Source organism: Methylobacterium sp. 2A, assembly GCF_009806555.1.
Taxonomy (GTDB): domain Bacteria; phylum Pseudomonadota; class Alphaproteobacteria; order Rhizobiales; family Beijerinckiaceae; genus Methylobacterium.
This window is the reverse complement of record NZ_VUOK01000056.1, coordinates 1-13,781: the sequence shown is the minus strand read 5'-3', so window position 1 is coordinate 13,781 and position 13,781 is coordinate 1. Positions and strand designations below refer to the sequence as shown.

At 62.6% G+C, this 13,781-nt stretch carries 12 protein-coding genes; 1 reads left to right on the top strand and 11 read right to left on the bottom strand.

The genetic code is table 11. The features are described 5' to 3' along the window. Positions 1 to 82: 82 nt before the first annotated feature. The 3 genes from FVE89_RS24475 to FVE89_RS24465 all read right to left on the bottom strand — a co-directional run bounded on the left by FVE89_RS24475 (position 83) and on the right by FVE89_RS24465 (position 2,984). The gene (locus FVE89_RS24475) at positions 83 to 1,549 is read right to left on the bottom strand and encodes an aminotransferase class V-fold PLP-dependent enzyme (RefSeq protein WP_161392800.1); all 1,467 of its coding nucleotides are present in this window, start codon (positions 1,547 to 1,549) and stop codon (positions 83 to 85) included. Beyond that, a complete protein-coding gene (locus tag FVE89_RS24470; protein WP_161392799.1) occupies positions 1,546 to 2,148 on the bottom strand; it encodes a DUF4395 domain-containing protein in 603 nt (200 codons plus the stop codon). Before FVE89_RS24470 ends, FVE89_RS24475 begins: the two co-directional genes overlap by 4 nt. 221 nt (positions 2,149 to 2,369) lie before the next feature. Next, on the bottom strand, positions 2,370 to 2,984 hold the full coding sequence (locus tag FVE89_RS24465; RefSeq protein WP_161392798.1) for an SCO family protein: 615 nt from the start codon (positions 2,982 to 2,984) through the stop codon (positions 2,370 to 2,372). A 725-nt stretch (positions 2,985 to 3,709) separates the two neighbouring features. Here FVE89_RS24465 and FVE89_RS24460 point away from each other — a divergent pair. Then, positions 3,710 to 4,486 carry a class I SAM-dependent methyltransferase gene (locus tag FVE89_RS24460; RefSeq protein WP_348644729.1) on the top strand — a complete coding sequence of 259 codons (777 nt, stop codon included), beginning with the start codon at positions 3,710 to 3,712 and terminating at the stop codon, positions 4,484 to 4,486. Positions 4,487 to 4,656: 170 nt separating this feature from the next. On the opposite strand, the gene FVE89_RS24455 is transcribed toward FVE89_RS24460, so the two are convergent. The 8 genes from FVE89_RS24455 to FVE89_RS24420 all read right to left on the bottom strand — a co-directional run bounded on the left by FVE89_RS24455 (position 4,657) and on the right by FVE89_RS24420 (position 13,520). Continuing rightward, the gene (locus FVE89_RS24455; RefSeq protein WP_161392797.1) at positions 4,657 to 5,205 is read right to left on the bottom strand and encodes a cytochrome b/b6 domain-containing protein; all 549 of its coding nucleotides are present in this window, start codon (positions 5,203 to 5,205) and stop codon (positions 4,657 to 4,659) included. Between the two features lie 268 nt (positions 5,206 to 5,473). Continuing rightward, positions 5,474 to 5,878 (bottom strand): hypothetical protein, encoded by a 405-nt coding sequence (locus tag FVE89_RS30670; RefSeq protein WP_202131051.1) that lies wholly within the window; start codon positions 5,876 to 5,878, stop codon positions 5,474 to 5,476. A gap of 437 nt (positions 5,879 to 6,315) precedes the next feature. Continuing rightward, complete coding sequence (locus tag FVE89_RS24445; protein WP_348644728.1) at positions 6,316 to 6,783, bottom strand: DUF411 domain-containing protein; 468 nt, start codon at positions 6,781 to 6,783, stop codon at positions 6,316 to 6,318. Beyond that, the gene (locus FVE89_RS24440; protein WP_161392796.1) at positions 6,780 to 7,163 is read right to left on the bottom strand and encodes a copper-binding protein; all 384 of its coding nucleotides are present in this window, start codon (positions 7,161 to 7,163) and stop codon (positions 6,780 to 6,782) included. Before FVE89_RS24440 ends, FVE89_RS24445 begins: the two co-directional genes overlap by 4 nt. Positions 7,164 to 7,421: 258 nt before the next feature. Continuing rightward, positions 7,422 to 8,387 carry an NAD(P)/FAD-dependent oxidoreductase gene (locus FVE89_RS24435; RefSeq protein WP_202131050.1) on the bottom strand — a complete coding sequence of 322 codons (966 nt, stop codon included), beginning with the start codon at positions 8,385 to 8,387 and terminating at the stop codon, positions 7,422 to 7,424. Positions 8,388 to 8,479: 92 nt separating this feature from the next. Then, positions 8,480 to 11,671: a CusA/CzcA family heavy metal efflux RND transporter gene (locus FVE89_RS24430; protein WP_161392794.1), complete on the bottom strand. Its 3,192-nt coding sequence runs from the start codon at positions 11,669 to 11,671 to the stop codon at positions 8,480 to 8,482. Next, the gene (locus FVE89_RS24425; RefSeq protein ID WP_161392793.1) at positions 11,668 to 13,179 is read right to left on the bottom strand and encodes an efflux RND transporter periplasmic adaptor subunit; all 1,512 of its coding nucleotides are present in this window, start codon (positions 13,177 to 13,179) and stop codon (positions 11,668 to 11,670) included. Before FVE89_RS24425 ends, FVE89_RS24430 begins: the two co-directional genes overlap by 4 nt. Further along, positions 13,179 to 13,520 (bottom strand): FixH family protein, encoded by a 342-nt coding sequence (locus FVE89_RS24420; protein ID WP_246731171.1) that lies wholly within the window; start codon positions 13,518 to 13,520, stop codon positions 13,179 to 13,181. Before FVE89_RS24420 ends, FVE89_RS24425 begins: the two co-directional genes overlap by 1 nt. Positions 13,521 to 13,781 lie beyond the last annotated feature (261 nt).

Here is a 13,781-nt window from a genome sequence, read left to right as displayed (position 1 = left end):
GCCACGACTACGCACGAGGTCAGAGCTGCGCTACAGCGATCGAAAGCTCCGCTCAAAGGCCTCGCCACGCAGCCATCAAGCTCTACCGCGCACGGAGCGCGCTAAGTCCATATGTCTGTTGAACGGCGTCTAAAGCAAAATGTTCTAACAAATCAGGTGACCAGCCGAACGCATTATATTCGCCACTGCTAGTATCCTGATAGTACTTACCCTTGTATTCCCCAATTGATATTTTCTTTAGAGCCTCGACGAGCTTATCGACCTCACTGATCGTGTTGTAATAGCCAAAGCTTACACGAACCAGACCTGGTACGGCGCTGCGATCGCCTGTTGTTATGCTGGATCGGACTTTCTGCACGTCGTCGTATGTCAATCCAAGCAGACGGATCAGATATGGGTGCGCGCAAAAGCAGCCGTTGCGCACCCCGATGCCGAACTCCGTTCCAAGCACTGCCGCGACCAGGGCGTGTGAGTGTGGTTCGAGGTTGAACGCGATCACACCCAGCCGTTGCGACGCTCGCAGCGGATCGGTGTCGCCGTAGATGCGCAAGCCCTCAATGGCGGTCAGTCGTTCCAGAGCGTAGGCCGTGAGCTCGGCCTCATGGCGGGCGATGGCCCCCATGCCGATACCGCCCAACGCCTGCATCGCAGCGGCCAACGCCACGGCTCCCACCACGTTTGGTGTTCCCGCTTCGTCGCGATCGGGCGCGTCGGCCCAAGCGACCTCGTTGTGAGAGACAAATGAGATCGTGCCGCCGCCGCAATACTCTGGCTCCCCGCGCTCGAACGTGTCTCGGCGACCGATCAAGGCACCGGTGCCGAACGGTGCGTACATCTTGTGTGCCGAGAGGGTCACGTAATCCAGGTGGGCTGGATCGTCGAGGGATCCTATGTTGAGGTCACGGTGCGGAGCCAACTGAGCGCAATCGACTAAGATTTGCGCTCCGACAGCGTGTGCCTTCACCGCCAAGCTGCGAAGGTCGGGCATAGCTCCGGTGACGTTGGAGCCGCCAGTGACAGCAACCAGTTTGATCCGGCCCGCGTGCGCTTCGAGCAGACGATCGAAGTGATCCTCGTCCAGCTGACCCAGTGCATCGACGCCGATGTGCTCAACCTGCGCTCGCGCTCGCCAAGGCAGGTCGTTGCTGTGATGCTCCATTTCTGAGACCAATACCACGTCGTCGGAGCCAAGTGGCAAGCGGTAGGACAGCTTGTTGATGGCTTCGGTCGTGTTCTTGCCGAAGATGACAAGGTGCTGGTGCGGATCGGCGCCAACGAACCGTGCCACAGTCGCGCGCGCATCTTCGTAGGCTTGGGTAGCGACGCGACTCTTGAAACCCGTACCCCGGTGAACCGAGGCGTACCATTCCATGAAGTGATTGACGGTGTCCAAAACATCGCGAAGCACGGGTGTGGTCGCGGCGTTGTCTAGGTTGATGTAGCGTCGCAATGATCCATCGAGCACCGGCACGCGGCGGTCGATGCCAACGATCCGCTCGCGCAGGGCTTCAGGCCGGATCAGACGCGGGATATCAGCCGCAACATTCATAGAGAAGTTCTCGCGTTAGCGCTTTCGGTCGCGCAGGCGCCATGCGCGCAGACCTCAATGGTCTTATCTCTCGTAGCCCAGCCGCGCCGGACCATGACGCGATGGAATTCGCAGCCCAGACACAGGCCAAGCACGGCTTCGAGCCACATCAAGCTTAAGCAGATAAGGCAGATCGTCAGGGGCAGCACACCGCGGATGCCACTGTTCGTGATGATCACCATGGCCAGCGACATGAGCAGGCCGAGCGTCCAGGCGAAGCGCTTCGGCTTGGCCGAAACCCAGTGAGGCGGCTGGCGCTGTGTTATCCAGCCTGCGAGTACGCCAATCGGGCTGTACGTGAGGCCCGCCGTGATGCGGATCAGAAACTCGATGAAGAACACCGTCGTGACAACTTGAATTGGCACGTATACCTTGTCAAAGTAGGCGTACACGAATGCAACCGCGCCCAAGACCATCGTCAGACCTGCCGCGGCGCGCACTTGGTTCTCATTAACGAATGCCGTCTGCGGTCGATTACCAGCCGTGAAAGGATCAGCAGCACCGACGCTGCGCTCCTTTTGAGTGTTGCTCGAGGCTAAAAGATCTGAGGATATCGCCATCTAAGCTCGCCTCCGTTGTTCAGATGCATCAAAAATTCGTGGTAACTCAATAAACTTTTGTCCCGGCGTTCATAGCTCATACTGGCAGCATGCCTCTCAAACCATCTGAGCAACGCCATCGGTGGGGACGACCAGACATGCTCGGGCCGGCAAAGCCCAGTCGAGCTAGCGATCGGAAGAGGGGAACCCAGCAGAGCAGAAATTGTCGGTTGCCGCATGATTCAGGTAGCCTTCAGCCCGATCAGGAGACGCAGCTTCATCATCGCGGCCTCTGAAGATTCGCCCTGGGCAATCGTACCCTTGAAGCGACCCTGGCGATCCATCAAGAACACGCTGGCCGTGTGGTTCATCGTGTAGTCGCCACCGGCTCTCGGCACTTTTTCCGCGAAGACCTTGTAAGCCTTCGTCACCGTCGCGATCTCCTCCGGTGTTCCAGTCAAAGCTAGGATGCGGGGGTCGAAGGCCTGCATGTACTGGGCGAGCGCCACTTGCGTATCCCGCTCGGGATCGACGGTGACAAACACCGCCTGCAGCCGGTCCGCATCAGGGCCGAGATCGCTCAAGGCCTGTGACAACGATGCCAGCGCCGTCGGGCAGACGTCGGGACAGTGCGTAAAGCCGAAGAAAACGATCAGAGGTCGGCCTTGCAGATGGCTTGAGTCGACGACCGCCCCTGTGTGCGCGACCAGCCTAAAGGGACCACCGATCGCCGGCAGGCCAACAGCCGTCACCCGGGGTTCCGTCGGACGACCAAGCAGGATTGCGGCGCCACCTGCGAGCGCCAGCGCACCCGCGGCTGCTAAGGCACCGTAGCGGATGACCTGGAAAACCCTCACTGCGACTGAACTCTGACGCGATCATGGGATGCTGCAACGGCGTGGCGGTGAGAAGGATCGGTGCGTTGGCCATTCATATGTCTTGCCTCAACCACAAAAAGGCCCCGACCGGCGGAGGTCTACCGGTCGGGGCAAGCGAGCCGGGTTGATCGGAGAGACGGGCTATACCTGTCTGTTCCGGTCAACCCGCACGAGACGAACGATCGGGGGAAGTCCCTCTCGGCGCCGCTTGGGAGTGCAAGGGCGAGCTCGACCGCAAGCGCTTAAAGACGCTATTGCCCTTCTAACGCTCGCGATTTCAAAGATTTGAATACGATCAAGGTGACGATGCACAGCGCTGTCTCACGGAGGATCAGCCGCACCTGTCCTCATGCTGTCAGCCAACACTACCTTGGTCTTGCCGATCCACCATGGCTTGCATCACCGAGTTATGCCCTTCCATAATATCAGACCTTTTCTGAGATGCCGGCAACCCTGACCGGTAATGCGATGATCGAGGCGCACAGGACGCCGCAGTCGGCTCGACGTATTCGTGGTGTCACTCCCCGTGAGTTCGGGGCAGATCGGAAAGAGGTTACAAATTCGTTCTGGCGTGCCGGTTGGCGAAGGGCTGGATGGGCGCGCAATGTAACGAACAGTGGACGACGCCCGATTTTTTGACGAAGTGACCATGCCCAGAGAGTGATCGTGACATTCGACTGCCTCGATTTGGTCCCGTGAAGGCGATGCGCAACTTCCTCGGGTCCTTGGCATCTCAACATCCGACCTTTCTCGCGACAATGACCATGGATATTCAGATTTACCATGTCCTTGGCAGTGCGCGTCACGCAAGGTTCTGGCAATCCGAGAGAGATCGGGCGATGGGTTTCTACAGGCGCCGTGTGTTTCCCTTCCTCGTGGATAGGGCCTTGCGTAATCAGGACGCCTCGGTGTGCCGCTCGCGAATCCTCCCGCTCGCGGCGGGCAAAGTGCTTGAGATCGGCATCGGCTCCGGCTTGAACCTGCCTCACTACGGTTCCGGCGTCACCGGGCTCATCGGTATCGATCCCTCTTCGACGCTCCTGAGTATGACGCAAGAGCAAGCGGCTTTACTCTCAGTGAGAACGCTTCTCGTCCAAGCCTCTGCCGAGGCCATCCCGCTCGCGAGCGAGAGCATCGATACTGTCGTGATGACATGGACCCTATGCAGCATCCCGGATCCGCTCAGGGGGCTCCGCGAGATGAGGCGGGTGCTTCGCCCCAACGGACGCCTGCTGTTCATCGAGCATGGCCTGGCACCGGATCGCCGGGTCGCGCGCTGGCAGCGATGGCTCGATCCGCTTTGGGCGCGGATCAGCTGCCACCTTGAGCGACCGGTGAACCGTCTCCTCGAACAGGCAGGCTTTGTCATTGAGGAGTTGACGACTGGCTATGTTGGGCAAGGTCCACGCTTAGTGACCTACCTTTATCAAGGCTCGGCCAGACCTGGAGGTGAGTCATCGGCGCCTGAGATCCCAACGTAGACTAACAAGCATAAAATTGAGACGCCGCGACGGTTGGAAGGCTTTGCTGCTTTTAATCTGGCCAGATCTTCTACCACAAAATCAAGTGATCCGTAGTTTCATTTACAGCAAGGGACCGTTACGAGTTATCCATGATGGTCTACGGATCATGTCTCCGCACTGCTATACGCTTACCCTGTGCGGCTGCGCCTTGGTCGCAGGCCCGGCACAATGCGGGCGAGGGTCTCGTCCTTATAGAAGACGTGGTGGACCAAGGCTGCCGATGCATGCAGGGCGATCACGCCCATGACGATCCAAGCCAGAGCAGAATGGATGGCAAACGCGGTTGCCCGATCTGGAATGGGGGCTGGATCGAGGCTCGGCAACAGGAATTGGTCGAAGACGAAGGGGTTGATATGGCAGCAGCCCGGGGCCGAGACGATGCTCCACCCGGCCAGCGGTAGAGCGATCATCAGGACGTAGAGGGCGATGTGCGTCGCGCGTGCAATCAAGCGCTGCCATAAGGGAGTATGAGCCGGTAGAGCTGGCCAAGGGCGCAGCAGCCGCACCAACGCCCTCAGCGCCACGAGAGCGAGCAGGGCTAAGCCGAACGAAGCATGAAGATTGTAGACCTCCCAGTGCCCAGCCGTGCAACAGGATGAAAGCCGGTGGACGTACAGCCCACCCGCGAGGGCGCCAAACAGGGCTGCCGCGGAGAGCCAGTGAAGGATGACGGACAAGGTCGCTGGCCACCGGGGACCCCGAGGTGCAGGTTCGGCCCGCAGCTTACTCGCGCTCGCATCGACGTCACCAGCTATCATCACAGGGTCCGAGAAAGTTGTAGGAGAAGAGCTGAGATCGGCCCTGCATCAGCAATTTGCCGAAGCCTTCGGGGCGGCCAGAAGGCGAGGGATCTGCACGAATAGACCGGCGCACCATCGTGCGCCGGTCCATGACACGAAACCCAACCGCGACTCGCGATCGGTAGAGTAAAAGTCGTTGAGACTATTAGGGCTTGGCTGAGCCCTGCCCGGCGTTGAGCCGCTGCTCCAACTGGTTGATCCGCTCCTGCAGCGCGGTCACATCGGCCCCCTGCTGTTGGCCCATGCCGCCGCCCTGTTTCCCCATTCCCATCATCCCCATCATCCCACAACCGCCGGCCTGTTTGCCGCCGCCCATGCCGCCACCCTGCTGCTGGCCCATACCTCCCATACCCATACCTCCCATGCCCATGCCCATGCCGCCTTGCTTGCCGCCTCCCATGTTCATACCGCCCATGCCACCACCCTGCTGCATCTTCTGATCGCCGCCCTGGGAAGAGGGCTGCTCGTTCATACCCTGGGCGAGGGCCAAACCCGCCGTCAGGAAGAGACCGATCGCGGCCGAAGTTGGGAGTATCGTCGAGAACTTCATCGTGTGTCTCCTTTGTGGTGAGGTGTGAATGCCAACGCCCTTCCTTGAGCGCTGGCGGCTGGCGGCCGGATCACGCATGTCCCGCCATCAACGTCTTGATCAGGCGGGGGCACGCCGTGACCGCCAGAGCCGACCGAGGAACCCGACCAACGCCCGTGCCAACGCGGCACTTGCCATGATGAGCGCGACGACCGCCGTGAGCCCTAGGAACACGAAGAGCCAAGTGATGGGGCTACCTTGCATGAGCCAGTCCCACGACAAGACGTTTCCGCCATGCATCATCCCGCACATCTATTTCCAACCGTCATTGGCCGCCCTCGTTGCATCTGTCGCGGTAAACCTGCTCAGTATCGCAGTCGCGCGGCGGTGCGCCGTTGATGCCGAGCTTCTGGATGTCGGCCAAGTCCCCGTGAGGGCACCAGCCTTGGCGTCGCGTGCTACTCGCGCGCGAAGATCTTGGGTTCGCCTTCCCCGATCTCGTAGATCGTGAACGGCTCCGCCTTCACGCCGTCCATGCCGGGTGAGCCCGCGGGCATGCCGGGCAGCGAAATGCCCTTGATGGCTGGCCGCTCGGTAAGCAGGCGCTTGACTTGTGTCACCGGCACATGCCCCTCGACGACGTAGCCATCGATGAGCAGGGTGTGACAGCCCTGAAGCGGCCCGGGCACGCCGTGCTCGCGCTTGAGCGCGGTCAGTGTCGAGGTCGCCTTCACGGTGACTGGGATGCCACTGCGTTCGAGCACCTTGGCGTAGGCGTCGCAACACTCGCATTGCGGGTTCTTGTAAAGAATGGCGGTCTGGGCTGCTTGCGCAGCGGCCATTCCGGGCGTGGCTAATGCAAGGAACACCGCCAAAACCCTGCGTTGCTTCATCATCGGATGAATTCCAGACTGGATCCGGTTCATGGCATTGGGGTCAGGGACTGGACGGTGTAGGATCCCTTGGTGCTGCTGAGGGTGAACTGAACCTTGGCGCCGGGCTTGATCTTCGTGAGATCTACCGACGGGGCCGCCGCCAGCTCCATTTCCATCGCAGGCCAGCTGAGCGCTGGGATTGGCTCATGATTGAGCGTGACCTTGTTCTGCCCCGCGTTCACGGCCGTGACCGTGCCCGTGCCATTGGCAGTCTGACTCTTGGCGTTCGTCGCGCCGGCGTTGCCGCTCATGCCCGGCATGTCGCCCATGGGCGAGGGCTTGCCCGTCTGGGCCTGTGCAGCGCCCGCCAGAAGCAGTGCCGCCGTGGCGAGGAGTGTCCGCGTTCCGGCCTTCGGGCGGAGATTAAACATCTGCATTCCTTTTCCTCTTGCGTCTGCTGGATCGCGCCCAAGTGCGGGCGCCTCTGGGGACAATGAACCCGGTGAGGGGCGTGCGCCGTCAGACAAAACTTCGAACCTCACGGAGAGAAGGTTACAATTCGCGTTCAGTTCTTGGAGCAGCACTCTGTCCATGAACGCAGGCTGAGAGTGTTTGAGGTCGGCACCGGTGCGACCCCCGCGATGGCTCGTGGCCAAGGGAAGCGAAGGCGAGACCAGCGCCGAGGCGAGTCAGATGGAGTTTGACCAGGTGCAGAGATCCTGGGGCGAGAACGATAAGGTATCGTTGGGTGAGCCCTTCGGAGCGGGCATTCCCCGCAGTCGGTTGTGGATCGCTGTCGCCGCGATGGCAGCCTGGCCCATCGCGACGCTGATCTGGTCGAGGCTCCGCACCACGTCGCCGGCGGCGAACAGGCCGTCGGTCGAGCTCCTCTGATGCGCGTCCGTCACCACACAGCCCTTGTCGTCCACGTGGGTGCCGAGGCTGCGCACGAGGTCGGACCGGGCGTCGCTGCCCAGGGCCGAGTAGAGCGCATCGAACGACCGAGGGTCCCCCTCACTCATGGCTAGCGCACGGATCTGGTCACCCTCGATGACGACGCGCGCGACTGGCTCCTCGACCACCCTGATCCCGGCCTCCGCCGCCTGGCCCCGCTCATCCTCCGACAGGCTCAGGGGACAACCGAGCGACAACAGCGTGACGTCGGAGGTGTAGGTGCGCAGGAACAGCGCCTCGTTTATCCCGCTGCTGCCGTGCCCGATCACCGCAACGCGTCTGCCGAGAACCTCGTAGCCGTCGCAGATCCCGCAATGGCGGACCAATCCGCGCTGGATCGCGTCCGGCACGTCGGGTAGCGCGGGCTCACGGTCGACGATCCCAGTTGCCAAAAGGATCGTCCGTGCCGCGATCTGCTCGGCATCAATGGTTGCGAGGAAGACGCCATCCGACCGGCGCACGAGCTGTGTCACGGTATCCGCGGCGATGTGAGCGCCGTACTTGCGCGCCTGCTCCGCCATGCGGGCGAGAAGCGTCTTGCCGTTGATGCCCTCGGGAAAGCCGGCGTGATTGTGCGAGGTCGGGATCAGGGCTGCTCGGCTCCGGCCGGCATCGATCACCTGGAAACGTCGGCGAAATCGAGCCAGATAAATCGCGGCCGTCAGGCCACCCGGCCCACCACCAATCACGAGGAAATCCAAGACTCTTCCCGGCACGGTTTCGGCTTCTTTCCGTCGTCGATGATGGAGGCTGCTCGCCCTAGCTGGGGACGCCCTAGGCGACTGGCTCGTGTTCACTCAGCGGCGGGCCTGACGAGCCGGGGCGGCACCTGTGCTTGGCCCACCGTGGCCGTACTCGACTGGCTCTGGCTGCGATGCGGGAGCCCCCGCGCTTTGACCAGGCCGTAGATGGCCGGGATGACCACGAGGGTGAGCACCGTCGAGGAGATCATGCCGCCTATCATCGGCACCGCGATGCGCTGCATGATCTCAGAACCCGAGCCGGTGCTCCAAAGGATCGGAACGAGACCGGCCATGATGGCGACGACAGTCATCATCTTCGGCCGCACACGCTCGACAGCGCCCACCATGATCGCCCGGTAGAGATCCGCACGGGTCGGCACCCGTCCCGCAGCGGCAACCTCAGCCCGTTGCTCGACCCAGGCATGATCGAGGTAGATCAGCATGATCACGCCCGTTTCCGCAGCGACACCAGCCAGAGCAATGAAGCCGACCGCCACGGCGACGGACATGTTGAAGCCCATCCACCACATCAGCCAGATCCCACCGACCAGCGAGAACGGGAGCGACAGCATGACGATGAGCGTCTCGGTCAGCCGGCGGAAGTTGAGGTAGAGCAGCAGAAAGATGATCAGCAACGTCAACGGCACCACGATCTTCAGCCTCGCCTCTGCCCGCTCCATGTACTCGAACTGGCCGCTCCATTGCAGCGTCGTGCCCTGGGGCAGCTTGACCTCACTCGCCACTGCCGCCCGCGCCTCGGCGACGTAGCCACCCATGTCGCGACCCGCGATATCGACGAAGATGTAGACGGCGAGCTGACCGTTCTCGGTGCGGATCGAGGTTGGCCCGCGGTTGAGCTGCACCTTCGCTACTTCGCCGAGCGGTACGGTCCCGCCGTTCATCATCGGCACCTGGACCTCATTAGCGATGGCCTGTGGGTTGGAGCGGAAGGCGCGGGGATAGCGCACGTTCACGGTATAGCGTTCGCGGCCCTCGACCGTGTTGGTGACGCTGTCGCCGCCCAAGGCCATCGTGATGACGTCCTGCACGTCGCCGACCGTGAGGCCATAGCGCCCCAGCGCCTCGCGGTCGGGCGTGATGTCGAGGAAGTACCCGCCGATCACACGCTCGGCGTAGGCGCTCGACGTACCCGGCACCGCCTTCACTACCGCCTCGACCTGGCGGGCCACCTTCTCCATCTCGCTCAGGTCCTTGCCGTAGACCTTGATCCCGACCGGCGTGCGGATGCCGGTGGCCAGCATGTCGATGCGGGCACGGATCGGCTGGGTCCAGGCATTCGAGACGCCAGGGAACTGCAGGGCCGCGTCCATATCGGCCTTGAGGCTCGCTAGCGTCACGCCGGGGCGCCAATCCTCCTTCGGCTTCAAGGCGATGATGGTCTCGAACATCTCGGTCGGCGCCGGGTCCGTCGCGGTGTTGGCGCGTCCTGCCTTGCCGTAGACCGAGGCTACTTCTGGGAAGGACTTGATGATCCGGTCCTGGGTCGCGAGAAGTTCGCCGGCCTTGGTCACCGAGATGCCTGGCAGCGTCGTCGGCATGTACATGAGCGTGCCCTCGTTCAGCTCAGGCATGAACTCAGACCCGAGCTGGCGCGCGGGCCAGACCGTTGCTGCAAGCGCCACGAGAGCGATGAGGATCGTCAGAACCTTGGCCCGTAAGACGACCTGGATGATGGGTCGGTACAGCCAGATCAGCAGGCGATTGAGCGGGTTCTTGTGCTCCGGGATAATACGGCCGCGCACGAACAAAATCATCAGGGCAGGAACGAGCGTCACCGACAGGATGGCCGCAGCCGCCATGGCGAACGTCTTGGTGAAGGCCAATGGCCCGAACAAGCGCCCTTCCTGGCTCTCCAACGTGAAGATCGGCAGAAACGAGACCGTGATGATGAGGAGCGAGAAGAACAGCGAGGGTCCGACCTCGCTAGCCGCCTCGATCAGCACCTCAGTGCGGGGCTTGTCAGGCGGGGCCCGCTCCAGGTGCTTGTGGGCGTTCTCGATCATCACGATGGCCGCGTCGATCATGGCGCCGACCGCAATGGCGATGCCGCCGAGCGACATGATGTTGGCGCCGAGCCCGAGGAACTTCATCGCGGCAAAGCTCATCAGGATGCCGACCGGCAGCATCAGGATGGCGACGAGCGCGCTCCTCAGGTGCAGCAGAAACACGACGCAGACGAGGGCTACGATGACGCTTTCCTCGATGAGCGTGTGCTTGAGCGTCTCGATAGCCGAAGCGATGAGTTGCGAACGGTCATAGACCGGTACGATCTCGGTTCCGGCAGGCAGGCTCGCAGCCACCTCAGCAAGCCTCGCCTTGGCGCTCTCGATGACGTTGAGAGCATTGGCGCCGAAGCGCTGCAGGATGATGCCACCGGCAACTTCGCCCTCGCCATTCAGCTCGGTGATGCCGCGGCGCTCGTCGGGCCCAAGCTCGACCCGGGCGACATCGCGCACCCGTAGGGGCGTGCCCGCATCGGTCTTCAAAACGATGCTCTCGATGTCGGCGATGTTCTTCAGGTAGCCGCGTCCGCGAACCATGAATTCGAACTCGCTGAGCTCGACGGTGCGACCGCCAACATCCGCGTTGCTCGACCGGATCGCGTCGCGCAGCTTGCCCATCGAGACGCCCTGGGCCCGCAAGCGGTTGGGGTCGACGACGACGTTGTACTGCTTGACGAAGCCGCCGACGCCCGCGACCTCGGCCACTCCCTCGGCGCGCGAGGCGCCAAAGCGCACCACCCAGTCCTGAAGCGAGCGCAGTTCGGCGAGCGTCTGCTGCTTGGCTAGGATGGCGTATTGGAAGACCCAGCCCACGCCGGTCGCATCGGGTCCGAGCGTCGGCGTGACGCCGGCCGGCAGTCGTTTGCTGGCTGCGCTGAGATATTCAAGTACCCGCGAGCGGGCCCAGTATGGGTCGGTGCCGTCCTCGAAGATGACGTAGACGAACGAGACCCCGAAGAACGAGAAGCCTCGTACCACCTTCGACTTCGGAACCGTCAGCATGGCCGTCGTGAGTGGGTAGGTAACCTGGTCCTCAATCACTTGCGGGGCCTGGCCCGGGTACTCGGTGTAGACGATGGTCTGCACGTCCGAGAGGTCGGGGATGGCGTCGAGCGGCAGGGTCCGCAGCGTATAGAGGCCGACCCCAACCGCGAACACGGTGCCGATCAGCACCAGGACGAGATTGCGGGCCGACCAGCCGATGAGGCGCGCGATCATGGCTTCGGGTCCCCGGCCGCAGCTTGCAGATCAGGTGGCGCCGCGGTCGCCAGGCCCTGCAGGGCCGCCTTCAGGTTGCTCTCGGCATCGATCAGGAAGTTGGCCGAGGTCACCACGCGGGCACCGGCCTCGATCCCCTCACGGATTTCCGTAAAGCCATTGCCCCGCGCACCGGTCGTAACCTCTCGCGGCTCGAACCGGCCCTCGCCCTGATCGATGAGAACGACCTGCCTTGCGCCGGTGTCGAGGACGGCATCATCGGGCACCGCAACCACTGGCTTAGCCGCCCCCGTCGCGATCTCGATGTCAGCGTACATGTCGGGCAGCAGCACCCCGTCCGGGTTCGGAAGCTCGATCCGTACACGGGTGCTGCGGGTTTCCTTGTTCACCTGCGGATAGATCAAGCCGACCTTGGCGTTAAAGGTGCGTCCCGGCAGTGACCGCACGCTTATGGTGACGGGCTGGCCCACCCGCACGCTGCCGAGCTCGTGCTCCGGCACGTCGGCCAGGACCCACATCAGCGAGATGTCGCCGATGCGGAAGAGGGTATCGCCGGCCGACGCCTTCATGCCCTCGACCGCACTCCGCTCCAGGACTACTCCATCGCGGGGCGCCGACCAGGTGATGGCCATCGGGACCGTACGGGTGCGTTCCATCTCCGCGATGACCTCGGTAGGGACGTTCAGGTTCTGCAGGCGTCGGCGCGAACCCTCGAAGCCGGGGTTGGCGATGAGCTGCGCCGCGGCGGCATTGATCTCGGGCGAGTAGACGTCGACCAGGGACTGGCCCTTGCGCACGCGGTCACCCGTTGTGACGTTTGCGACCTTGTCGACGAAAGCGTCGGAGCGTGTGGCCACGACCGTGACCCGTCGCTCGTCGAGCTGGATCGAGCCGGGAACCCGGACGAGGCGGGAGACAACCCGGCGCTCAACCATCTCCGACCGCACCCCCGTGCGCTGGATCTTGCCGGGCGAGATCTTGACGATGTTCCCCTCGTCGGCCTCGCCGGCGTGGACGGGGAGATAATCCATCCCCATCGAGTCCTTCTTCGGCACCGGCGAGGTATCCGGTAGCCCCATCGGGTTACGGTAGTAGAGGATTTTCTTTGCGCCTGTGTCAGCCATGCCTGGCATTGCGGCGCTGGCCGCTTCCGCCGGCTTGGGGTCGAAGCCCACGTCCTCTCCGACACGGACGGGGCGGTAATCGCGACCATCATCGGTCTTCGTGGGAACGAGAGAGAACAACGCCTTTCCGTCCGGATCACGGTAGTAGATCGTGGCGGCGTCCGTCGCCGGACCCGACTTGTCCTTGACCAGCAGCGCGGCTACCGGCGCCGGGGTCCATGACGGTAGGGGCCAACGGGCTTCCCCAGCCTTCAGACCAAGCATCAAGGCACTGACGAGCACAACCGGCGCCAGAAGTCCGCCGCCGAGTTGCCTTGCGAGGCGTCTGCGGGCGCTCCGCCGGCCTTGGACCTCACCGATCTGGAATGGCGTCATCTGATCCATCACGGCACCGCCTTGAACACGATCTGACTCTGAACGGTGCCGGTCTCGCCCGGCACCTTCGCCGCTAACGAGAACTGCCAGTCACCCGCCATCGTAAGATTAGTCTTGAACCGGTAGAGGCCGGGCTCGGTCGCAGGCTGCGGCTCTAGCTCCGTCGTCATGGTCGGCATGCCGGCCGGCGCCATGTCGAGACGACTGGCGAAAACGACCGCATCGGGAACCGGTTTGGCGGTCGGCTTGTGCGAGAGACGGACCGCCAAGATCGCCTCGCCCTGCTTGACCTCCTGGCCGACGAGTTCGAAGGCGTAATCCTTGAGTGCCGCTGTTGTATTGTGGGTCAGAAGGCCCCGCCTCGTAAAAACGCACGTTAACGACAGCCGTTTGGAGCGATTTCGGGTGCCGATGGGCCGGACTCTGCTCATTTTAGCGTGATTTCGATCCATTCCTCGTTTTGTTGCGTGCAATAATGGCGTGCAATCTGCATTGGCTGGATTGTTGCTGCTCGCCGTGGCATCTTGCACGCAACAAACGGGGTGGCTAACGCGGGGGATGACTTTGCGTGCAATACATGCAGCGGACGCGGAGGCCCTTGACGAGGCGGA